Genomic DNA, 22,196 nt, shown 5'->3' with positions numbered 1-22,196 from the left:
AGTCGTGCACATGAGCTCATCGGTTCAGATCGCCCCTTCAATCCTGTCCGCAGACATGGCTTGGCTTGGCAGGGATTTAGAGTATGTATCACAGGCTGATCTCATTCATTTCGATGTGATGGATGGGCATTTTACCGGTAACCTCACGTTTGGCCCGGATATCTTGCGAGCCGTGAAGAGAAACACCGATCTCCCGCTCGATGTACATATGATGGTAAGCGATCCTGATCATATGGTTGAGTGGTTTGTTGAGGCTGGTGCCGATATGATCACCGTGCACTGGGAGGCTTCAACCCACCTCCATCGCACGATTTCCTTCATCCATGAGCACGGTGTACGTGCGGGAGTAGTTCTCAACCCGGCCACTCCTGCCCATGTGCTTGAGTCAATTATTTCCGATCTTGATATGGTACTGGTTATGAGCGTCAATCCTGGCTTTGGCGGTCAGCGATTTATCCCTGGTGCCCTTGCAAAAATTAAGGCCGTAAAACGCCTTGCAGAACAAGCCGGAGCAGCTCCTTTGATTGAGGTTGACGGTGGCATCTCAGCTAACAATATTGAAGAGGTCGTAGCTGCAGGGGCTGATGTTATTGTTGCTGGCTCTGCTATCTTTGGAGCAACAGATCCTGCAGCAGAAATTGAGCGAATGAGAAGCCTTGGAAATGCAGTAAAGGCAGGTCATATCCAAGCATGAGCGTTGTAAACCTCGACTATGCCGCTTCAACCCCTTTGCGCGAAGAGGCGCGCGCAGCAGAACAGGCCTTCGATGCATCACCGCTTGCTGGGGCAAATCCAAACTCATTGCACTCCTTGGGGCGACAAGCTGCTGCCGCACTCGAAGCGGCTCGGCGAGACCTTGTTCCTACCTTTGGTACCGAGGTTCGTCCTTCTGAGTTAGTTTTTACCGGTGGCGGAACAGAGGCGGTTGCCCTTGGGCTTATGGGGCTTGCCCGTGGTGCTCGCGAGCAAGACCCTCGGCGGAATCGCCTGATCGTATCTGCCATTGAGCATGATGCTGTTTTAGATAACCTTGGTGCGCTCAAGGCTGATGGATTCGTGGTTGATCATATCCGTCCACACAGAAATGGCCAGATCTATCCAGAAGATCTCGAAGCGCTTCTCGATACCGATGTTGCCGTTACTGCTGTGATGTTTGCCAACAATGAAACGGGCGTTATTCAACCAATCGCAGAACTTACCAAGCTGGCTCATCGGGCAGGATCACTCTTTTTCTGTGATGCCATTCAAGGCTGGCTGCATGCTCCTTTTGATGTGAATGAGTTGGGGATAGATGCAGCATCAGTCTGCGGTCACAAGATTGGTGGACCGGTAAGCTCAGGAGTTTTGTATCTTCGGGCGCGCACTCCCATAAAGCCTTTGCTCAAAGGGGGAGGGCAGGAGCGTGGACTTCGCCCCGGAACCCAGGATCTTCGCTCAATTATCTCGCTTGCCGCTGCTGCTCGCGCAGTAGCTGCTCACGTATCGGATGACTATCAACGTCTCATGAAGCTTTCCCGTGAACTCTACGAGCGACTTTTTGTTTCCGATCGCATTCATGCAACAGTCGGCGATATCGATGCTATTGAGCGCTTGGCGGGCATTGTGGCGATTACGGTCGATGGCTTTGAGTCAGAAGAGCTGATCTTGCAGCTTGATGCTCGGGGCTTTGCTGTGTCTGCTGCCTCTGCTTGCTCGAGCGCCTCTCTCAGTGCAAGCCATGTGCTTCTCGCAATGGGTGTTCCTGAGCAAGAGGCCTTGGGGTCGTTGCGCATCTCCTTTGATGATCGGGTATGTGAATCAGATTTGATCCGCTTTTCTGAAGCCCTGCTCGAGTTAGTAGGTGAACGATGAAGGTTTTTGAGCTTGAACAGGAACTCTTCACCTGTTTTCCAGCAACAGACGCCGAGCTGTGGGATCGTGTTGGTCTTTCGGTGGGTTCTCCCGACGATGCCGTTCAATCAATCTGTTGCGCCTTAGATGCAACGCCTTCTACCGTAGCATATGCGGCTCAGGTTGGCGCAAATGTCTTACTCACTCACCATCCTGCCTTTCTTGATCCGCCGGTACGTATTTGTCCGCCCGGGAAACGTATTCCAAGCTCAGCGGCAACGGTGTATAAGGCAATTGAGATGGGTGTATCGATCATCTCGATGCATACAAATCTGGATCGCTCACTCATGGCACGCGAGTGGCTCGCGAGACACCTTGGACTGCAGGCACGAGCTTCCTTAGAGCATCCGGAAGATTCTGATCTGCCTGGTTTAGGCTTCATCTGTGATGCCCCTCAAGCTATGAACCTACGCGTTCTTGCAGAACATACAGGCCGTGCCTTACGTACGACGCCGCGCGTATGGGGAGACCCTGATCGCTCGCTTTCACGCATAGCGGTTCTTGGGGGATCGCTCGGCTCATTTGGAGAGGCGGCCTTGCGTGCAGAGGCTGAGGTTATTATTACGGGCGAGGCTGGCTATCATGTGTGTCAAGATCTTGCTGCTCGGGGCTCTGCACTCATATTAGTAGGCCATGATCGTTCTGAGGAGCCGTTCGTTGGGCTTTTACAAAAGACAGCTGCTGAGATTGCTCCGGGTGTGAGTACGCAACGTATTGATCTCCACACCAAACAATGGTGGACTCAACAAGAAGGATACCGCTCATGAGTATTGGTCAAACCTACCTCGACTTACAAGAGCTCGATCTTGCTATCTCGCGCGATTCAAAACGCCTTGCTGATCTTCCGGAGCTTCATGAATTGGCGCTTCGCCGCCGCGCGCTTGCGAAGCTTCGCTCAGATGCACTCAAGCGTATTGCTGAGCGTAAAGACATAGAGACTGATCTTTCAGACCTAGCACAAGAGCGTAAAAATACTGAGGCTGCAGTAACACGCGCACAAGCACAGGCTCCCACCCTTGATCATCGAGACATTCAGGATTTAGAAATACGACTTGCCACCTTGGCAAAACAGCTCGATCGTATCGATTTTGAGAGCCATTCACACGAGGAAGCACTTATGCGCGCTCAAGAACGCGAACGCAAGCTCGCTCAGCAGATTGCGAGCTTGGAGGCTGCAATTAAAACGGGTGCCGCCGCCGCTCGCGAATCTGCTGGGGCACTTAAGGAGGCAATTCACCAGGCTCAAAATGAACGTCAAGCACGTGCTTCCACCCTCGACGAAGCTGCTCTTGCTCAGTATGAGCGGGCAGTTCAGCAGTTCTCGGGGCTGGGTGTTGAATACTTAGAGAAAAATACCCCTTCCATTTGTAGAACGGCACTTTCTGCTGCCTCGCTTGCCGATGTTCAACGAGCAGGCGAGGTCAGCCAGTGCCCATATTGCCGTCGTTTGCTCGTTTGTCTCCAGGAGCCTCAGTCATGAGGTCGCACACTGATCAGACGGTACTCATATGCGTCACGGGCTGTATCGCTGCGTATAAGGCCTGCGAGATTGTGCGTGACCTCATGCGACGCGGGTTTCGAGTAAAGGTGGCTATGACTGAGAGCGCTACTCAGTTTGTCAGTCCGGTCACTTTTCGAGCGCTTACAAATGAGCCAGTGGCCGTTGGCTTATTTGCTGATCCTCAAGACCCTATCCACCATATTTCCCTTGCTCAAGAAGCTGATCTTATCCTGGTAGCTCCGGCAACGGCAAATATCATTGCAAAAATGGTGCATGGCATCGCCGATGATCTGGTGAGCACCACCTTGTTGGCCGCACGCGCACCGATTGTTGTCGCTCCAGCGATGAATACGGCCATGTGGGATGCAGCGGCAACGCAGGCCAATATAGCGTCGCTAAAACGTCGTGGCGTGACCGTTATTGAACCCTCAGTTGGACTTTTGGCTTGTGGAGACACCGGACGAGGTCATCTTGCTGCCGTTGAAGATATTGTATCTAAGACCTTGGCCGTCTTGAACAGATCTGAGATTCTATCTGGCGAGCACGTCCTCATTACGGCAGGAGGAACGCGCGAACCCATCGATCCCGTTCGATTTATAGGAAATCGTTCGTCTGGTGCCTTTGGCTTTGCTTTGGCAGAAGCCTGCCGTGATGCTGCAGCTCAGGTGAGTCTCGTCTATGCTCCGAGCTCTCGCACCCCACCATCAGGCGTTGAGCTTATCGAGGTAGAAACTGCTCAGGAGATGTATGAGGCAGTTGAATCATTATTTGCATCTGCAACAATGCTCATCTGCGCAGCTGCAGTGGCGGATTATCGTCCGTCTACGGTGGCCAACCATAAGCTCAAAAAAAATCAGGCACCACTTGAGTGCATTGAGCTTGTAGAGACGACTGATATTCTGGCTAAAATGTCAGCTCAAAAAGAGAATCGTATCGTCATCGGTTTTGCTGCAGAAACTGATCATCTCCTCGAGCATGCACGTGCAAAGCTTATCCGCAAAGGCTGCGATGCTATTGTGGCAAACGATGTCTCACGCCCCGATTCGGGATTTGGCTCAGATACCACCGTCATCCATTGGATCAGTGCCTGCGGCTCAGAAGAGCTCCCCCTCATGACTAAGCGCCAGGCAGCCGATGAAATAATAACGAGAGCCTCAGCTCTCCGATCAAAGGCTGCACACAATGATCGTGGATAGGACGGGCTGCTTTTGGGTTTTACATTTTCTGTCTTGCGCTGAGTAGCAATCTTGAGTAGAGTATATCCCGCCGCAACAAAGCGGTAACGGGACGTGGCGCAGCTTGGTAGCGCACTTGACTGGGGGTCAAGGGGTCGCTGGTTCGAATCCAGTCGTCCCGACCATGAGAGTTAAACCCGGGTCAGAAGACCCGGGTTTTTGCTTTGAGCTTTGGAGCTTCTTGTGCACGAGGTCTCAGTATGGCTCGATCGTGATTAGCAGGTGCCAAGGAACGCGACTATCCTGGCACGCATGCTCACAGGAGCGTGAGCGTCCACGATGCGACGAGGTTTTCTTGAGTCTCAAGCGATCTGCGTCAGAAGTTCGTGATATGGGTAAAATCAGGCGGTGTGCATACTGGCTGATAGGGGAGAGACGTGAGTCTAAGAAAGAAGATCAAGCGGGAGCTCATCGGCACCTCCGATTATCCTTCTAACCGCATCTTCACGATCTCCAATCTCATTACGTTTATTCGACTCATTCTTACCTTTGTTTTCCTCTATTTGTTTACCAACGATCTTGATCGGCAAACAGCCCTCATTATCTATGCTGTTGCCGCTTCTACAGACTGGCTTGATGGTCAGATTGCACGCATGACCAATACGGTGAGTTGGCTCGGCAAGGCCATGGATCCCATTGTTGATCGCGCACTTTTGTTCACTGGTGTGTTAGGCCTTGTCATGCGAGGAGAGTTGCCTGTCTGGGTCTGCGCCGTCATCATTGGGCGTGATGTCTACCTTGCCTTAGGAAATGCCATCGTTCGTCATTTCCATAAACGCCCGATTGATGTGGTGCTCACTGGAAAAGCTGCAACCGCTCTTTTTATGGCCGGTTTTACGTTAATGCTCTTAGGAATACCGGTCGTAGAGGGCTTTTCTGCCTTTGCTGCGGGGTCCCCGTTTCCTGGCCTCAATGGCCAGGCTGCTCCTCTTGGTATCTTTTTTGTCTATCTTGGCATACCATGCTCGCTCATTACGGCGATTGTCTATACCGTGCGCGGCTATCGCGCTGCACGTCGCGCCATTGATGATCCTGATGGTGAGGAAGACTACCTCAATCCCGAGATCGTCGATGCTGATAATCATGGGGTAGAATAGATGGCGTTCGACATCACGTAGAGGAGCTTTCATGTCAGATGCCGTGAATACCATGCACGAACCAGAGGGCGCAGCGGATTCCACCCGTGTCTTCAGGATTCCTTTGGACGATGCAACCGCTCCAGACTTGTTTAAGAGCGTAGCCATCACATCCCCGGTTCTTTCGATTATCAAAGGTCCACAAACTGGTAACGTCTTTGAGCTTGATGGTTCAAAGGAGACAACACTGGGTCGCGACCCTGCAAACGGTATCTTTTTAAATGATATGACCGTGTCGCGCTCACATGCCAAGATTATTCCCACACCTCAGGGTATGGTGATTGAAGACCTAGGTTCGCTCAACGGCACCTGGGTTGACGGAGCGATTGTTGCTTCAGCACCGCTGCATGACGGCTCTTCTGTACAGATTGGCACCTTTACCCTCATTTATCATGAGCGGACGCCGACAGTCATCGAGACGGGTGAATAGGGTGGCGGATCGCAGCTATCTCAGCATTGGCCAGGTTGTTAACCTCCTTCGAGGAGCCTATCCGGATCTTTCTAACTCAAAGATTCGATTCTTAGAAGATGAAGGTCTGATTACTCCGCATCGCACTCCTAAGGGCTATCGTCAGTATTCCAAAGAAGATGTTGATCGGCTCGAGGTCATTTTGCATCTGCAAAAGACCCGCTATATGCCCCTAAACGTCATTAAGGATCGTCTGGATCGAGCTCCTGACCTTTCCCAGCTTGCCTTTGAGGTTGGTTTGCTTTCTGATGCTCCCTTAAAAACTGAGCCGAAAGAAACGAAGCAAAAACTACATCCGATTGAAGATCTTCCTGATTTATTAGGAGTAGAGATTGCCTTCTTGCGCTCGTTAGCTGAGAACGATCTCATTCGAATCATTAAGAGCCCGCAAAATCGTGAGCTTGTTGACGGCCGCGATTTTACGATTATCCGCTATGCCTCTGAGCTTTCGCGCTTTCATATTGAGCCCAGAAACTTGCGTCAGTATGTTTCTGCTGCGAATCGTGAGTCAACCATGTTTGAGCAGGTGCTCATCGGTATGCTCGGCATGGATACCTCCGATACGGAGCGCGCCGCTAAGCTTGATCGAGCCTTCAATAAGCTTCACGATCTCACGGACGGTGTGCGCACGGCGCTCATTCGAAATCGAGTGTTTGAAACCCTCAATGCCGAGATTGACGATGCAGAAGATGAGATCGTGCCGCATGCAACACCCATAGATACCAAGCGTGATCAGAACGCGCGCGAGACCAAGGCGGATACGCAAACGACTGACACTTCTCATACGCTACAGCAGAGCCCCCATGCTGATCGTGTGGCTGAGACTAAAACAGCTGATACCTTAGGAATTGGCTCGAGCAAGAACGCTACGAAGACCACCACGAAGCGGAGCGTCCCTTCCCGTCGCCGCCGCTGAAAGGTTCTATACATGAGCGATACGTTTGATTTTTCTTCTCTGGTCGTTGATATCCCTGATTATCCAGAACCAGGCGTTGTTTTTAAGGACATTACCCCTTTATTTGCTGATCCAAAAGGCTTTCATGCCTTGGTGTCAGACATTGCTGAGCATTTTCAAGGCGCTGGAATCACCAAGGTCGTAGGTCCTGAGGCTCGTGGTTTTATGACAGGCGCGCCTGTTGCCTATGAGCTTGGTGCTGGCTTTATTCCTGTCCGAAAGCCCGGCAAGCTCCCCAGAAAAACGCGATCTATCGGCTATGAGCTTGAATATGGAACTGACTCTTTAGAGATTCACGCCGATGCGGTTTGCTCCAACGATCGTGTGCTCATCGTAGATGATCTTATTGCCACCGGCGGCACGGCTGCGGCCACCGGAAAGCTTATTCAAGATTTGGGCGCTCAGCTGGTTGGGTATGCGTGTATTCTCGAGCTTGCTTTTTTGAATCCCCGCGAAGCTCTTGCCCAGGCAGGCAACCAAGAACTCTATAGCCTCATCACCGTTCACTAAGGTTATCCGTTCTCCGTTTGTCCTAGTACGTTCGCGGAATTTTGCATCAAAACCTTCATTGCTTGTATATTCTGTTTGTAGTAGGAAACTTCATCGAGAAAGGATTACCTATGCCTGATCCAACTGAATCCAGCACTATTGATGCATGGATTGATGCGAAATGGGAAGAGATTGTCAAAGAAATTGGCACGCTCGTAGCAATTCCGAGCCAGGAAGATCTTGAGCATGCTGCAGAAGGCATGCCGTTTGGTCCTGGTCCTAAAAAAGCACTCGATGCAGGCCTGGATCTCTGCTCACGCCTTGGCATGCATGCAGAAAACCATGAGGGTTATATCGGCACGGCAGACTATCCTGGTCGCGATGATTCTAAAAAGATCTGCCAGATCGCACACCTCGATACCGTTCCGTGCGGTCCGGGTTGGTCGCGCGATCCTCATAGTATGCTCCGCCGTGAAGGCTATCTCATTGGCCGGGGTACCTTGGACGATAAGGGGCCCTTTGTTATTGGACTCTACGCCATGCGCTATTGGCATGAACAGGGCGTGTCTTTCCCCTATACCATGCGAATGATTCTAGGTTCCAATGAGGAAACAACGCTTCGAGATGTTGAATATTATCATGAGCATTTTGAGGAGCCAACGTTTTTGTTCACGCCCGATGCGGAGTTCCCGGTCTGCTATGGCGAAAAAGGCATCTACCAAGGCGTCTTTACCTCAGCTGAGATTCACGATGGTCGTATCCTTGAGTGGAAGGCAGGGGAGGCCTTCAATGCCATTCCTACTGACGCGAGCATTGTCATTGCCGCAGATCTTGATGAGCTTCCAGCGGCTGAGCGTATGAGTTTTGAAGCCGTAGGAGATGACCGTGTGCGGATTTCTGCCAAGGGAAAAGGAGGGCATGCCAGCCTTCCTGATGGCACGATCAATGCGATCGGCTTGATCGTGGACTACTTACTTGAGCATAATCTGGTGAGTTCCGATGAGCGGCGCTTTTTAGATTTGCAAAAGGCATTGATTGATGATTGGTCTGGGGCCGGTGTGGGTGTTGCCACGTCAGATGATCTCTTTGGACCCTTAACGATCATTGGTGGTATGGCGTGGCTCGAAGCTGGAAAGCTGCACCAATCCGTTGACTCACGCTACCCAACCTCTATGTCTCGTGCGGGATTTGAAGAGATCTTAGGTGGTGTTGCTGAGCGCTACGGAGCGAGCTACGCCACTGATAATGACACTGAGCCGTTCCATATTGATCCAAACGGCGAGGAGATTCAGCGTCTGATTCGTGTATACAACGAGGTAACAGGGGAAGACCGGAAGCCCTTTACCATCGGTGGTGGCACCTATGCTCGTGAGTTTAAAAATGCCGCAGCCTTTGGACCTGAGATGCCCTGGCGGAAAGACCCCGAATGGGTAGGCCCTATGCACGGAGATGATGAGGGTATCTCTGAAGATCTCTTAAAGTGCGCGCTGAAGATTTACATCTTGGCAATTAAGGAGCTCATGGAAATCTCGTATGAGTAGGGGATTGCATACGTAGGTGAATTGGTCTCAGTGAGACACCTGCTGGTCCATCTCACGTGCTCTTACGGTCTCTTATCCTCAATGAGGCTGCTGCAATAGATTGCATGCAGATTTGAGCAAATGTAAAAGCACACCCGAGCCGATCTTGATGTATCTCGAGGTCGGCTCGGGCTTGTCATACAACGCGGTAGAACAACGCGCCCATCGTTTGCACGAAGGCTTTACGAGGATGAGCACATGTCCATGTTCATCTGCATGACTGCATAGCCACTACGTGCAGAGTCTCAGACTTGTCTGCAGCCTCTCAAGCAGCATGTACATCGTACGCTCGCCATGATCTCTGCAGGTATAGTGTGGTGCCTGATTGGGCGCACTGATTCAGAGTGTGGGAGCAGGTATACAACGAATATCGATACATACCTTAAAACGCGCAGGGATTGAGCCACGCTGAAGCCGCCTCGCCTGACGTTGAGATACACGCCTGCGGGTATAATGACATAAACCTGAAGAGAAAGGCCGTCCATGACCTGGTGCCTCGCCGTAGACTCAAGCTGTAATTTTAGAGACTTTCAGCCCCAATCACCTGCTCAATTTTTCTTCGCCCCCTTAACGATCCACGTTGGCGACCGTGAATATGCCGACGATAGCACCTTAGATGTAGAGGCCTTCTTGGATGCTGTAGCTCAAGAGGAGCGTGCAACCTCAAGCTCGTGCCCAAGCGTAGGGGATTGGGCAGAGATTTTTCGCCAGGCAGATCAGGTCATTGCGATTACGATTTCTTCTGGAGTATCCGGAAGTTATGAAGCAGCACTCATGGCTCGCAAGGTAGTACTTGAAGAAGATGCTTCAGAGGCTTCTGGAGCAGCCCAGCGCAAGATTGCAGTCATTGATTCTCGGGCGGCAGGTGCAAAGCTTGAAGTCTTAGTTACGATGATTGATCGGTACCTTATGAACAATCCATCCTTTGAGGATGCGGTCTCATATGCCGAAAGACTCGAAGCTGCTTCACAAGTTTTGTACTCCTTAAGCAGTTACGAGAATCTTACAAAAAATGGTCGCATGCCTAAGCTGGTAGGTACCTTGGCTTCTCGGTTTGGAATCCGACTCTTAGGCACTGCTGATGAAGTGGGAAAGCTGAAGGTCGTAGGTCCCACGCGCGGTGAGCGAAAGATGTATCGCAAGGTACTTGATGTCATGGAGGCAGATGGGTATCACGGTGGCATGGTTTTCATAGATCATGTTCATAATGCAGAATCTGCTCAGAAGCTCTCAGAAGCAATTAAAGAGCGCTGGAGCACTGCTGAGGTCTCATGCATGACCTGCGGAGGGCTTTGTTCCTACTATGCTGAAGAATCTGGCCTCATCATTGGCTATGAATGGCTCTAATTCTTGCTCAAACAGGGTAACTGCGAACGGTCGTCATTGTGTACGGTGATGGTGATTCGAAGACACTCGCTCAGGTTGCACTGAGGTGAGCATGGCGAAGCTTTGCTCTGAGCAACACAGTATTGAGAACAGCCGAAGACCCAGTCGCGCAACACGGACGGTATCACAAAAGCGTGCCGCGAATGAGATCGGTCATAGCTCAAGAGCGCACAGGAGATCCTCTCATTGATCGTTCTCGCATCCATGGTAAAGACAAGGCATCGAGCCGAATCTCTCAAATACTTTACTTTACATAAGATATATTATCGGGTTTATATAGAAGAACAGACTGCATGCTTCGTAATCAGAGTGACTTTCAGAGCTACGTTTCGTACCATTGCACTATATTCATCAGTTTTTGCCTAATTACTCGTTCGCATGCAAGACAGTATGCACAAGCACCGTCAAACAGAACGGAGTCAGGCTCTTGAACTGACACGCAACAGTCTGACTCCGTACAAGACCACAAACAAGCTCTTACTCACGCTTACACATATGAGGAGTCTTAGCTCAGCTGCCCCGACTCTTCCAAATATGTATAGGCGGACGATCCTGCAATGGCTCCGTCTGCGGCAGCAGTGATGACCTGACGTAAACGCTTAGACCGAATATCTCCTGCGGCAAAAAGCCCCGGGATTGAGGTGGCCATTGCATCATTCGTTGTAATGCCACCGTCTGGAGCAAGTTCGAGCAAGCCCTCAACAAGATCAGTCTTTGGTAGATAGCCAGTGGCAACAAAGATGCCCGTTGATCCTGGCTCTACCTGCTCAGTAGAAACTACATCATCAGTATTGTTCTTAAAGGAGATCTCAGAAATGAGTCCCTCCCCTCCAACAGACACAATACTAGTAAGGTACCTTACTTTAATCTTGTCATGTGCAAGCACACGCTCAACGAGATTACGTGTCGCTCGAAAAACATCGCGCCGTAGCACCATGGTGACAGAATTTGCAACACGAGCTAGATAGAGGGCGTCTTCACAGGCCGTATTGCCTCCCCCAATAACATAGACATCTTTTCCACGATAAAACATGGCATCACAGGTTGCGCAGTATGAAATTCCCCGACCTCTGAAGGCGTCCTCCCCTTCAAAGCCACCTGGACGAGGACTTGCGCCCATAGCCAAAATAACTGCGGGAACCTCCAGCTCATCTGAATTTGTTTTGATGAGAAAGCTTCCATCTTCTTTTGGCTCAAGAGCACCAACGGAGGCGGTTCGTGTTATAGCTCCTGCAGACTCAGCGTGCTTTTGGAATTTATCTCCCAGCTCAGCACCGGAAATCATAGGGATTGCAGGGTAGTTATCCACATCAGCGGTAGTAGCAATCTGGCCCCCCGGCATGCCTTGCTCTAACACTACAGCACGAAGGCTTGCACGCGAAGCATAGAGAGCTGCAGAATAGCCCGCTGCTCCTCCACCAATAATCGCAACATCAAACTCAGGGGTTATACTCATGAAATCCTCCCAACAATTTCGTGTCTAGCTCACTGATACCCATTTGTATAAATGATGAGTTCCGACAAAGCCTTTACAATAGGGAGGCTGTGTCGCCGTCTTAGAGGAATGTGTATGACCCATCCCATTGCCAACAATAGTGGAAAAGGTGTCCGTCCTCTGATCACCGTCATGCACGCCTCTGTTGGATCTGGTCATCGCGCGGCGGCTCTTGCTATTAGTGAGGCAGTTGAGCGTATGCGCGGAACGGGGTCGGTGCCTGCTCAAGCAGAGGTTGAGGTTTTAGACGTACTTGATTTTGGGCGCATTCGCTTTGATGGCAATAAAACCGCCTCATCATTTACTGGAGCAACCCGTCCTATTTACGATATTAGTTGGCGCTATACGCTCACCGGTAGGCTTTTATGGGGCGGAGGCACGGGCTGGTCTGATGTGATGTTTCCAGCCTTTAACGAATATGTACGCCGAAAGCGTCCCGTAGCTATGATTTGCACGCATATTACTGCTGCAAATGTTGCCGTGGGCGCTCGTATGATTACCGGCCTCGATTACCCTATTGTTTGTGTTCCAACTGACTATGAGATAGAAGGCTGGTGGCCTCATCGCGAGACTGATCTGTTTTGCGTGGCCACAGACTTTATGGCAGAAACGCTCCGACCACGTAAGGTACCTGCAGATCGGATTAAGATCACGGGCATTCCCGTACGCCACGGCTTTGAATCCGAAGCAGATAAGCTTCACTGCCGTGCTCAATTTGATCTTCCGAAAGATAAACAAATCGTACTCGTGATGGCTGGTGCAAGCCTTCCTCAGCCCTATGTTCGCTTTAGAGCTGCGATGGAGCAAACCCTCCCCTTCCTGTGCGATCTTGAGAACATGCACTTTGTTTTTTTGCCGGGCCGCGATAAAGAGTATTCTGCAAAACTACGCGACCTTTTCTTTGAGGTCGGATTTACAAATGCAAGCATACTAGATTATGTAAACGATATGGCTTCACTCATGCATGCTGCCAACCTCGCGATTCTTAAATCTGGAGGACTCACGATAACTGAGTGCTTGTGTGCTCGGGTTCCTATGGTTTTGCTTGGAAAATCGTATGGTCAGGAAAAGGCCAATACCACGCTTTTGACCTCATATGGTGCAAGCATGCATGCAACAACTGCAACCGAGCTGGTTTCGATCTTAAATAGGCTCTATCACCATCCAGAATCACTGAATGCCCTGCTCGTCAACGCTGACGCCCTTCGCAGGCCTCGAGCTGCAGAGGCAATTATAGAGGCAACTATGGGTTTGGTAGGAGTCCCTATTGAACGTGAGCGGCATTTTGCTCGATTTTATTGGGGAGGTCGCCCAGCCCACGTTCGCTAAATTGTACACGGCAGACCAACCTGTGTAGGTTCGCTTGCACGCCAGGTAACCTAACCCAGCCGAGCTCACGATCAACGCGTAATAGGCGCTTGACCGTGAGCATAATAGGCGCTCCGATAAACCGCAGCTTTTCAATGGTATAGCGCATGCTCCAAATATGAATTTACCCATGTGTTCTGCTTGACTAGAACACTCGCTGAGGATGTAGGTTGCAAGAGGATGGCAGAGCCTAGTGCGTTCCGCTTGATCCAAAACCGCCAGCGCCACGCTCGGTATCATCAAGCTCTGCAACCTCTTCGAGAACAACCGAAGGCACTTCTTGAATGACGAGCTGTGCGATGCGCTCACCACGCTCGATATGAACCTCGGTATGCGGATCAAGATTGATACAGATAACCTTCAGCTCACCACGATACCCAGCATCAATAAGGCCAGGAGTGTTCGCAATGGTTAAGCCTTGCTTGAGTGCCATACCACTGCGTGGCTGCACAAAGCCGGCATAGCCTTGAGGTAGTGCAATGGCAAGCCCAGTAGAAACCAAGGCACGGCCATAAGGAGGAATCGTAAGGGTCTCATTTGATCTGAGATCAAGACCTGCATCAGCCTCATGAGCGTACGCGGGCAGGTCAACAGAGGAATCGAGTCGTTTAATCTGTATGTGAATATGTTTCATACTTACCTCAACTTATCGAGTTCGGAGAGAAACTCATCAATGTCTTTAAAGTCACGATAAACGGACGCAAAGCGAATATAAGCTACCTTATCAATGTTCTCAAGTCGTTTGAGAACCATATCGCCAATTTCGTGAGACGTCACAACGCCATGCTTAGTAGCGCGAATCTCTGCCTCAATCTCATCAATGAGTACATTGAGGCTATTGAGCTCTATATCTCGCTTTGAGGTGGCACGCATCAGGCCGACCAATAGCTTGTTCCGATCAAAAACCTCAGTGGTTCCATTCGTTTTTATGACCTCAAGCGGATCTTCACACCTCTCAAAGGTAGTAAAACGATGGCCACAGCTCCTGCATTCTCGACGTCTTTTCACAGCATTCGGCGCCTCACGTACGCGCGAATCGATTACTCGCGTATCACTGGCTCCACATCGAGGGCAAAACAAGGATCCTCCTTCAGGCTCGAGTAATCGGCTCCCCGCCAAACACGCGACCGTTAAAAAGCCACGCTCTGCGAGGGCTATGAGTTGTCAGGCAAAAACATCATACTCAGTCTAGCATGGAGCCTATGACCTAGCGCCATCAGATGGAAGCTCAAGCACCTGGCCTGGTTCAAGCATGGAAGATGAGAGCTGGTTCTTTGTACGGATCTCTTGCACCAACTCCTGCGTACTCATCCCATCTACGCTTCGCGCCTCAGCAAGCGACCAGAGAGAGTCGCCCGGTGCGATGCGTACCTGCTCATACACAATAGAGCGGGCTAGGTTTTGCTGAGAGATGCTCGAATAGACGGTAAACACAAACATAGAAGCTATGAGCGACAGACATACGGATAGTGCAGCGAAGGACGCAAGGCGAGAGTTCTTTTTACTGAAGCGCTGTTTGGCAAACGAATCAAGACATTGGGCTTTGGCGGATGACACGAGGCGGCTCTGATTAAACAGCTGAGGCAATGCAGAGTCAGCAAAACTATGAGCGCCGCGTGAGGCAACCTTTGATTGCGAAATATCACAAGGTAAGATCTGAGGATCTTGAGACACCAGCTCGCCTGCGCTACATAATCCAATAACAACTTGAGTTTCATCCGAAAGTGCAGATTGAGGCGTTTTCATGTCACAAGAAGCTCTATGAGCGTGTGACGATGTGCTCAGACCTCCGGAAATGACTGTAAAGCCCTTTTGACGTGCATGGCTATGGGGTGCTGCAAGGGCTAGATTGCCAACAACTGGATGCTTCTGGCTCACATGATCTCCTCTCACGATATGCGACCCCTTAGGTATATCTGCTTGCGCGGACAAAAGACTGGAATAAGAACGCGTGTTCGTGTATCATTATCTTCGAACAGATGTTCCTGTCAAGAGATTTTTAGAACATACGTTCTATATTTCCTCCATTGAAGGGTTGTTTACATGGCGCGAAAGATCACCAAGAGGCAACTGCAGATCTACGAGTACATCAAGTCCTACCAAACTCAGAACGGGTACCCACCCAGCGTTCGTGAGATGGCTCAAGCGGTCGGCCTATCCTCACCATCTACGGTGCATGCACACCTCAGTGCCCTTGAGGATCATGGTCTTATCAAGCGTGATGCCTCAAAGCCTCGTGCGCTTGAAGTCTTCAATCAAGATGGATCATCAGCTGCCTCATCGTCTTCTGGTGTCGCTCATGGAACGGTCGAGTTGCCATTGGTAGGTAGAGTCGCGGCAGGCCTTCCCATTCTGGCAGAGCAAAATATTGAGGATACCTTCACCTTGCCGGCAGATATTGCCACTGATTCCAGCTCGTTCATCCTTGAAGTCCATGGTGACTCTATGATTGGCGCTGGTATTTTTAACGGTGACTACATCGTGGTTCGCGAACAGCGAGCTGCTATGAATGGAGAGATCGTTGTAGCACTGATCGACGGAGAGGCTACCGTTAAGACATTTTATAAGGAACGCGGGCGCGTGAGACTGCAGCCAGAAAATGACGCTATGGAGCCCATCTATGCCCAAAGTCCTACTATCTTAGGCAAGGTAATTGCCCTATTCCGTCGCCTCTAGTTGCTCGCATTTTTGAGTCTTCGTCATGAGCAGATCAGTCTCAGCTGAGCCGGGCGCATATACGGCGCGACCAAAAATTGTGGGTCTCGATATCATCAGAGGAGCAACCGTTCTTTCTATGATCGGGTTTCATCTCTGCTATGACCTGGTAACTTTTGCTGGTATCTCGCTCAGCTGGTTTGCAGATACACCATTGCAAGCGGTGTGGAGAGCTTCAATTAGCTGGACTTTTCTTTTCGTGGCTGGGTTTTCCACCAGCCTCTCACGTAATAACGCATGGCGCGGCTTGCGTTATGGTGCCATTGCTTGCGCTATTTGGATCCTCACTTCACTGGTCTCAGTTGATGTATCCATATCATTTGGCATCATGTTTTGTATGGCTGCATCCACCCTACTTCATCATATGTGCGCCGCTTGGTCTCGCCATCTACCTGCTCAGTTCTTACTTCTAGGCTTTCTTATACTCTTTGTTGCAACCTATTGGATTCCGCTTTCTACCTATCCGGTAGCGGGTCTTGCATGGCTCGGATTTCCCTCACCTGCCTTCACATCGGGAGATTACTATCCCCTCATTCCCTATTTCTTTATCTATGGTGCAGGTACTGCCGCCGGAAGACTCCATTCGAACATGCAAAGGCGCATGCAAACTAACACGCAGCAAGATGTAAGCTCAGAGCTGAACATACGAGGTGATTCTCTGCAGCTCAGCTTAGAGGAAGAGCATAGAGAAGCCTCTATTCAGAAGCTCACGAGGCTTGAGCGTATGCACCTGCACATTCGGCAAAACATACAGAGCTCTGTCAGCATCCAACAGCTCTTGAGCTTCATTGGACGGCATAGTCTTGTCTTTTATCTCCTACATCAGCCCATACTCTTGTGTCTACTTGCTCTCGTCGCTTCTCCTGCATTTTTCTAGGACAAGATTTCATATAGGCATACGTGAGACCGCTCGGTTATAAAGCTATGAGTTTTGATGCCGCTCAAGCTCAGCAGCAAGTGCTGTTGGTACCTTTACCACGAGGTGAACGCCATCTGCACGAAACTCTTCTTCCAAAATAGTGGCTTGCTCGTGCAGAGTCGCCAAGAGTGCCGATGCAGCATAAGGAAGGGTGACACTTACCAGCTTGTCCCCGCGCGCAGCCTCAACTGCAAGACGATCACAGAGTTCTTGCACTCCCCAACCCTCAGTAGCAGAAAAGAGGATGGCATGAGGATAGGTATGTGTGAGATCTTGGCGGTCAAGCTGATCCACGAGATCGATCTTGTTCAAAACAAGTAGTGCTGGGCGCTCCCCTGCCCCAATTTCTGTCAGTACATCTTCTACCGCTTTAATATGTCGCACTAGATCAGGATCTGAAGCATCAGCTACCTTGAGAATCACATCTGCAGATCGAACCTCAGACAGGGTTGACTTAAAGGCCTCAACAAGCCCATGTGGGAGTTTCTGAATAAAGCCCACGGTATCGGTCAGCGTCATGTGCCTACCGCCAGGCAAGATGAACGCACGCGTTGTGGGATCTAAGGTTGCAAAGAGCTGGTCTTGTACATAGACCTCAGAGCCCGTGAGGCGGTTTAAGAGCGTTGATTTACCCGCATTGGTATAGCCTGCGAGAGCAACACGAAAGACAGAAGAGGCGAGCCGACTTTTTGCTTGCACATCACGGCGCTCTTCAAGATCGCGTAAGCGTCGTTTTAATCGAGCAATTCGTGATCGAATGAGACGCCGATCTATCTCAAGCTGAGTTTCACCCTGACCAAAGCGACTGCCAATACCGCCCCTTGTTTGCTCTCGAACGAGATGTGCCCACATGCCGCGCAGGCGCGGGAGGAGATATTGAAGCTGAGCTAACTCAACCTGCAAACGTCCCTCTTTTGTTTTTGCATGCTGGCCAAAAATATCAAGAATAAGGGCAGTACGGTCGATGACTTTCACATGTTGACCAAGAGCTCGCTCGAGATGGTTTTGCTGAGAGGGACTGAGCTCATCATCAAAGATCACCGTGTCGATGCTCAGTGAGCGCACCAGCTGAGAGAGTTCTTCCACCTTACCTGAGCCAAGATAGGTTCGCGCGCGTGGATGATCAAGGCGTTGTACCATCCTGCCGACGACCTCAGCTCCCGCAGTATCTGCCAGGCGCTCAAGCTCATCTAATGAACGATCGAGTGGCCATGATGAGATTGCGGTGTCTACGCCAACCAGAAAGGCACGCTCAGTGGGAATAGTTGTTTCATGTACGTGGAAGCGAGCCATCTCTCTACGCACTCCAACGATCGAGAATCACAGCTGCGAGATCTTTATCTGCATACTCATCAACATCAATCCACTCAGATCGTGGATCACGACGCCACCATGCAAGTTGACGTTTGGCATACCGTCGAGATCGAAGCTTGATGGTCTCAACCGCCTCTTCCAAAGAGACGGTCCCTTCGAGGTAGGCAATGAGTTCCTTATATCCAATGGCCTGCTGAGCTGTTAAGGCCTCACCTAAGCCCTGCTCCATGAGCGTAGCAACCTCTTCAAGCAGGCCCGCCGCCATCATCGCGTCAACGCGCTCATTAATGCGGTGATACAACACCTCTCGCTTACGGGTAAGCATAAAGATTCGAGCGTCGTAGTGAGGCTTCAGATGCGAAAACCCCCTTACCTGGTCTGCATAGCTCAGCCCTTCATCGCACATCTCAAGGGCTCGAATGGTTCGCCGAGTATTGTTTGGATGAATGAGCTCAGCGCTTTTGGGATCACGCTTAGCTAGGAGCTGGTGCAAACCATCTGAGCCCACGTCTTGTAAGAGAGCCTGGTACTGCTCTCGGCGTCCATCTCCAATCGCGCCTTTGGGAAACTCCATTTCATCGATGGCAGCTGAGATATAAAGTCCCGTTCCACCACAGATTAAAACAGGTGTTCCAGCTAATTGAGCGAAATCGATGAGCTGACGGGCATCGCGCTGATAGAGCGCAGCTGTATAGGGCTCATCAGGATCCGCTAAATCAATGAGCTCCAAAGGAGCGCGGCGCTCATGAGGTGGTGTTTTTGCAGTACCAATATCGAGCCCACGGTAGACCTGCATGGCATCAGCTGAAAGCACAGAGATCCCTAAGCACTCAGCAATACGATCTGCAAGCTCACTTTTTCCCACGGCGGTGGGTCCGGTAATCACCAAGATTGGAGGTGCACTCATCGCGGTCCGCCGACGAGCTCTCCGCTCAAATAAAAGGTCTTTGTTGTATCGATGGCGATATCTACCATCTTGCCAATATACTCAACAGGGTTTGCCCCGTCTGGGAGTGGACACAAAACAGTTTGGTTCCAAGGGCTTTTGCCCATGAGCTTCATTGCATCCTTCTTGGACGTACCTTCAATGAGCACGGGCATCGTGCTGCCAGATGCACCTTGGTTAAAGGCATAGGCCGTATCTTCTATTACCGAGACCAGCCGATTGAAGCGATCAAGTATGTGCTCGCGCGGAGTTGGATCATCAATTTTTGCGGCAGGAGTACCCGCTCGCTTGGAATAAATAAAGGTAAATGCCTGAGCAAAGCGAGCCTCACGAGCCAGGGTGAGTGTTTCTTCGAAATCCTCTTCAGTTTCTCCCGGAAAGCCCACAATGATATCTGTCGTGAGCGCAATATCTGGAATACGCTCACGAACCGCCCGTATCAATGAGAGATAGTCTTCTCGCGTGTAGTGGCGATTCATCCGCTTTAAAACACGAGACGAGCCTGACTGCACTGCCAAGTGAAGATGAGGCATAACGGCAGGAATCTCAGCCATAGCATCAATGGTTTCAGGCAAAAGATCTTTTGGATGAGAAGAGGTAAAGCTAATACGTTCAATACCCGTCGCGCCAACCTCACGCAAAAGATCGGCAAAGCGCGGCTCGCCAAAAAGATCTCGACCATAGGAGTTAACATTTTGTCCCAGCAGGGTAATCTCGCGAACACCCTTTCTCACCAAACCAGTTACTTCATCCAAGATCTGATTGGTCTGTCTGCTTTTTTCTCGGCCGCGCACATAAGGAACTATACAGTAGCTACAAAAATTATTACAACCCGTCATGATGGGCACCCATGCATGATAGGTCGTGGCGCGATGCCACGGCATGCTCGTTGCATCCGTTTCTTCACGCTCGTTAGTGCGCACAGCATGCCCGCCCGCTTCAAAGACCTGGGCAATGAGATCTCCTACGTGAGCAATAGAATGCGTACCAAAAATGACATCAACATTGTCGAGGTTCTTGAGCAGACCTTCACCGTCGCGCTGGGCAATGCAGCCACCGACAGCAATGACCCGTCGCCCGCTGGGTGGATCAGGCAGACTCTTACATGAACTAACCTGGCCATAGAGGCGGGTATCGGCCGCTTCTCTGACACAGCAGGTCATGAAGATAACAATATCAGCATCAGCCGGGCCTGCCGCTTCATAGGCACCAAGCGAGTCTAAAAGACCGCTTACGCGCTCAGAATCGTGCAGATTCATCTGGCAGCCAAAGGTGCGGATCGTATAGGTTTTACCCGCAAGTATCGAGGCGGTCATGCTCACCCAACCTGCTGAATATCATCTGCAGTAAGGCCATATTCGGGCTGAACTGCACCAGCGCTGATATGGTGCACATAGACAGAAAGCCGAATAGCAGTTCGGGCTTCCCCGTTGATTATGATGTCTGAAAAGACAGGCGCACACGAGATATCAAAGCCCGTGGGAATCAGAAAGCCACGAGCAATAGCAATTGCCTTAATTGCCTGATTAACTGCCCCAGCCCCTACACATTGCATAGTAACCGGTACGCCATCTTTTACCATGCCAGCAATTGCTCCAGCAATTGAGGCCGGTGATGACTTTGATGAGATCTTAAGAAACTCCACGAAGGCTCCTGCGTTTAAGCTGCTGTATTCTTGTACTCTAACCTATGAAAACCCCTGCGGCAAGCATCTCTATTCATCTTGAGCTATGTCGAATGAGATTGTAATTCGATCACGGCGCACTCGTATACGAGGAGTATCAGTGAGGCGAATATAGTAGCGAGCAGCGAGATCAGAAAAGCTCGACTCAACTGCTCGTGAAAAGGCGTCAAGATCATCTTGGTCTATCTTTAAACCACGGCGATCACGAGACAGATCAAGGCGACGAGGAGTAGCATCGGGCTGACGCTGCCGCAACAGCCGGGCAGCAACACCTCGTAGAGGCTTAATCTGTCCGCTCAGGATTCGGTGAGCGGTTCGCTCAGAGATTTCTATGCCCAGCCCTTGCGCAATACTCAAGAGATCAGCAGCATCTGCAGCAGCACCAAGCCGGTCAACAACGGGCAATTCGCCAACACACTCAATAAAAAGGAGGCGCTCAGCATCAAGGTGTTCGGCTGCATGAGCCATCAAAGTTGCTGCAACCTCGGTTGGTGTACCAATATAAACCTCACAGCTACGCTGATTGGCAAGGGCAAACTCACAGCTCGATCGAATGATATTTTTAGGTCCACGTACACAGTGAGCTACCCCTTCATCATCTTTTTCAACGGCAGGCCAGCTCGACTGATCTGCTCGCTCATGGAGCGCCTCAGTATCGACAAGAATTTTAAACGATGAGCCCTGGTGTTCGCCTGAGGCCATCAGACGTGCTTCTTGAACGTTTTGTTTAATGGAAAAAAGAGCCATGCCTCGACCATGAACTCCCCACTCATCCATCTTCATCGATTCAAGCTTTGAGGTTACGCGAGCATCAAAGATGCGCTCAGCCATGGAAGACGGAATACCCGAACCATTATCCAAAAAGATCAGGGTTCTTAGATGCTCTTCTTTTGCAGTCGCAATATAGATGCGAGATGCTCCTGCATCACGTGCATTACGGAGCATCTCGATCACAATATCCTCAACGTGGCGAATGTCGTGCTTTGCTTGGCGGCGCTCAGCTTCAGAGATGCGGAGCCTGACAAAGCCAGACCCTAAGTTCTCCTCGACTCTCAGATTGCCCTCTCCGGTGAGCGAGGCAACGAAAGAAATGAGATCTTCAGAGCCTTCCATA

General features: G+C 50.7%; 23 protein-coding genes and 1 tRNA gene. 15 read left to right on the top strand and 9 right to left on the bottom strand.

Annotated features, from left to right (window positions below):
- Nucleotides 1-10 precede the first annotated feature (10 nt).
- The 12 genes from rpe to K6V98_RS06545 all read left to right on the top strand — a co-directional run bounded on the left by rpe (nt 11) and on the right by K6V98_RS06545 (nt 10,602).
- Nucleotides 11-694 (top strand): ribulose-phosphate 3-epimerase, encoded by a 684-nt coding sequence (rpe, locus tag K6V98_RS06600; RefSeq protein ID WP_222199728.1) that lies wholly within the window; start codon nt 11-13, stop codon nt 692-694.
- The gene (locus K6V98_RS06595) at nt 691-1,851 is read left to right on the top strand and encodes a cysteine desulfurase family protein (protein WP_222199727.1); all 1,161 of its coding nucleotides are present in this window, start codon (nt 691-693) and stop codon (nt 1,849-1,851) included. The genes rpe and K6V98_RS06595 overlap by 4 nt, the downstream gene beginning before the upstream one ends.
- On the top strand, nt 1,848-2,657 hold the full coding sequence (locus tag K6V98_RS06590; protein ID WP_222199726.1) for a Nif3-like dinuclear metal center hexameric protein: 810 nt from the start codon (nt 1,848-1,850) through the stop codon (nt 2,655-2,657). Before K6V98_RS06595 ends, K6V98_RS06590 begins: the two co-directional genes overlap by 4 nt.
- Nucleotides 2,654-3,370: a zinc ribbon domain-containing protein gene (locus K6V98_RS06585; protein WP_222199725.1), complete on the top strand. Its 717-nt coding sequence runs from the start codon at nt 2,654-2,656 to the stop codon at nt 3,368-3,370. Before K6V98_RS06590 ends, K6V98_RS06585 begins: the two co-directional genes overlap by 4 nt.
- Entirely contained in the window at nt 3,367-4,587 is a 1,221-nt protein-coding gene (gene coaBC, locus K6V98_RS06580; RefSeq protein ID WP_222199724.1) for a bifunctional phosphopantothenoylcysteine decarboxylase/phosphopantothenate--cysteine ligase CoaBC, read from the top strand. The genes K6V98_RS06585 and coaBC overlap by 4 nt, the downstream gene beginning before the upstream one ends.
- Before the next feature lie 87 nt (nt 4,588-4,674).
- Nucleotides 4,675-4,751: transfer RNA gene (locus K6V98_RS06575), tRNA-Pro, on the top strand.
- A gap of 252 nt (nt 4,752-5,003) precedes the next feature.
- Nucleotides 5,004-5,723 (top strand): CDP-alcohol phosphatidyltransferase family protein, encoded by a 720-nt coding sequence (locus K6V98_RS06570; RefSeq protein WP_222199723.1) that lies wholly within the window; start codon nt 5,004-5,006, stop codon nt 5,721-5,723.
- Nucleotides 5,724-5,754: 31 nt separating this feature from the next.
- Nucleotides 5,755-6,192: an FHA domain-containing protein gene (locus tag K6V98_RS06565; protein ID WP_222199722.1), complete on the top strand. Its 438-nt coding sequence runs from the start codon at nt 5,755-5,757 to the stop codon at nt 6,190-6,192.
- Between the two features lies 1 nt (nt 6,193).
- The gene (ftsR, locus tag K6V98_RS06560; RefSeq protein WP_371734536.1) at nt 6,194-7,147 is read left to right on the top strand and encodes a transcriptional regulator FtsR; all 954 of its coding nucleotides are present in this window, start codon (nt 6,194-6,196) and stop codon (nt 7,145-7,147) included.
- 12 nt (nt 7,148-7,159) lie between these two features.
- Nucleotides 7,160-7,696, top strand: coding sequence for an adenine phosphoribosyltransferase (locus K6V98_RS06555; RefSeq protein WP_222199720.1), 537 nt, complete (start codon nt 7,160-7,162; stop codon nt 7,694-7,696).
- A 110-nt stretch (nt 7,697-7,806) separates the two neighbouring features.
- Nucleotides 7,807-9,216, top strand: a complete 1,410-nt coding sequence (locus tag K6V98_RS06550) for a Sapep family Mn(2+)-dependent dipeptidase (RefSeq protein ID WP_222199719.1) — start codon at nt 7,807-7,809, stop codon at nt 9,214-9,216.
- A 522-nt stretch (nt 9,217-9,738) separates the two neighbouring features.
- Nucleotides 9,739-10,602, top strand: a complete 864-nt coding sequence (locus K6V98_RS06545) for a DegV family protein (protein WP_222199718.1) — start codon at nt 9,739-9,741, stop codon at nt 10,600-10,602.
- A gap of 544 nt (nt 10,603-11,146) precedes the next feature.
- Here the strand turns inward: K6V98_RS06545 and K6V98_RS06540 are convergent.
- Nucleotides 11,147-12,097 (bottom strand): NAD(P)/FAD-dependent oxidoreductase, encoded by a 951-nt coding sequence (locus K6V98_RS06540; protein ID WP_222199717.1) that lies wholly within the window; start codon nt 12,095-12,097, stop codon nt 11,147-11,149.
- A gap of 114 nt (nt 12,098-12,211) precedes the next feature.
- Between K6V98_RS06540 and K6V98_RS06535 the strand changes: the two genes are divergently transcribed.
- Nucleotides 12,212-13,465: an MGDG synthase family glycosyltransferase gene (locus tag K6V98_RS06535; RefSeq protein ID WP_222199716.1), complete on the top strand. Its 1,254-nt coding sequence runs from the start codon at nt 12,212-12,214 to the stop codon at nt 13,463-13,465.
- A gap of 229 nt (nt 13,466-13,694) precedes the next feature.
- Here K6V98_RS06535 and dut read toward each other — a convergent pair whose 3' ends face one another.
- The 3 genes from dut to K6V98_RS08795 all read right to left on the bottom strand — a co-directional run bounded on the left by dut (nt 13,695) and on the right by K6V98_RS08795 (nt 15,382).
- Nucleotides 13,695-14,138, bottom strand: a complete 444-nt coding sequence (dut, locus tag K6V98_RS06530; RefSeq protein WP_222199715.1) for a dUTP diphosphatase — start codon at nt 14,136-14,138, stop codon at nt 13,695-13,697.
- 2 nt (nt 14,139-14,140) lie between these two features.
- On the bottom strand, nt 14,141-14,584 hold the full coding sequence (nrdR, locus tag K6V98_RS06525; protein WP_222199714.1) for a transcriptional regulator NrdR: 444 nt from the start codon (nt 14,582-14,584) through the stop codon (nt 14,141-14,143).
- Between the two features lie 120 nt (nt 14,585-14,704).
- Entirely contained in the window at nt 14,705-15,382 is a 678-nt protein-coding gene (locus K6V98_RS08795) for a LysM peptidoglycan-binding domain-containing protein (protein ID WP_222199713.1), read from the bottom strand.
- A gap of 165 nt (nt 15,383-15,547) precedes the next feature.
- Here K6V98_RS08795 and lexA point away from each other — a divergent pair, with 165 nt between their 5' ends.
- Nucleotides 15,548-16,180 carry a transcriptional repressor LexA gene (gene lexA, locus K6V98_RS06515; RefSeq protein WP_222199712.1) on the top strand — a complete coding sequence of 211 codons (633 nt, stop codon included), beginning with the start codon at nt 15,548-15,550 and terminating at the stop codon, nt 16,178-16,180.
- A 25-nt stretch (nt 16,181-16,205) separates the two neighbouring features.
- The gene (locus K6V98_RS06510; RefSeq protein WP_222199711.1) at nt 16,206-17,096 is read left to right on the top strand and encodes a heparan-alpha-glucosaminide N-acetyltransferase; all 891 of its coding nucleotides are present in this window, start codon (nt 16,206-16,208) and stop codon (nt 17,094-17,096) included.
- A 45-nt stretch (nt 17,097-17,141) separates the two neighbouring features.
- Here the strand turns inward: K6V98_RS06510 and hflX are convergent, their stop codons facing one another.
- From hflX to K6V98_RS06485, 5 genes are all read right to left on the bottom strand, one after another.
- Complete coding sequence (hflX, locus tag K6V98_RS06505) at nt 17,142-18,431, bottom strand: GTPase HflX (RefSeq protein ID WP_222199710.1); 1,290 nt, start codon at nt 18,429-18,431, stop codon at nt 17,142-17,144.
- Between the two features lie 4 nt (nt 18,432-18,435).
- Nucleotides 18,436-19,359 (bottom strand): tRNA (adenosine(37)-N6)-dimethylallyltransferase MiaA, encoded by a 924-nt coding sequence (gene miaA, locus K6V98_RS06500; RefSeq protein WP_222199709.1) that lies wholly within the window; start codon nt 19,357-19,359, stop codon nt 18,436-18,438.
- The gene (gene miaB, locus K6V98_RS06495; protein ID WP_222199821.1) at nt 19,356-20,714 is read right to left on the bottom strand and encodes a tRNA (N6-isopentenyl adenosine(37)-C2)-methylthiotransferase MiaB; all 1,359 of its coding nucleotides are present in this window, start codon (nt 20,712-20,714) and stop codon (nt 19,356-19,358) included. The genes miaA and miaB overlap by 4 nt, the downstream gene beginning before the upstream one ends.
- 2 nt (nt 20,715-20,716) lie before the next feature.
- Nucleotides 20,717-21,043, bottom strand: a complete 327-nt coding sequence (locus K6V98_RS06490; RefSeq protein WP_222199708.1) for a stage V sporulation protein S — start codon at nt 21,041-21,043, stop codon at nt 20,717-20,719.
- Between the two features lie 69 nt (nt 21,044-21,112).
- Nucleotides 21,113-22,195, bottom strand: a complete 1,083-nt coding sequence (locus tag K6V98_RS06485; RefSeq protein WP_222199707.1) for an ATP-binding protein — start codon at nt 22,193-22,195, stop codon at nt 21,113-21,115.
- Nucleotide 22,196 lies beyond the last annotated feature (1 nt).

This window comes from Collinsella ureilytica (genome assembly GCF_019795105.1).
GTDB lineage: Bacteria > Actinomycetota > Coriobacteriia > Coriobacteriales > Coriobacteriaceae > Collinsella > Collinsella ureilytica.
Note: the sequence above shows the minus strand (reverse complement) of the source record. Positions and strands in the feature narration are given on the sequence as shown.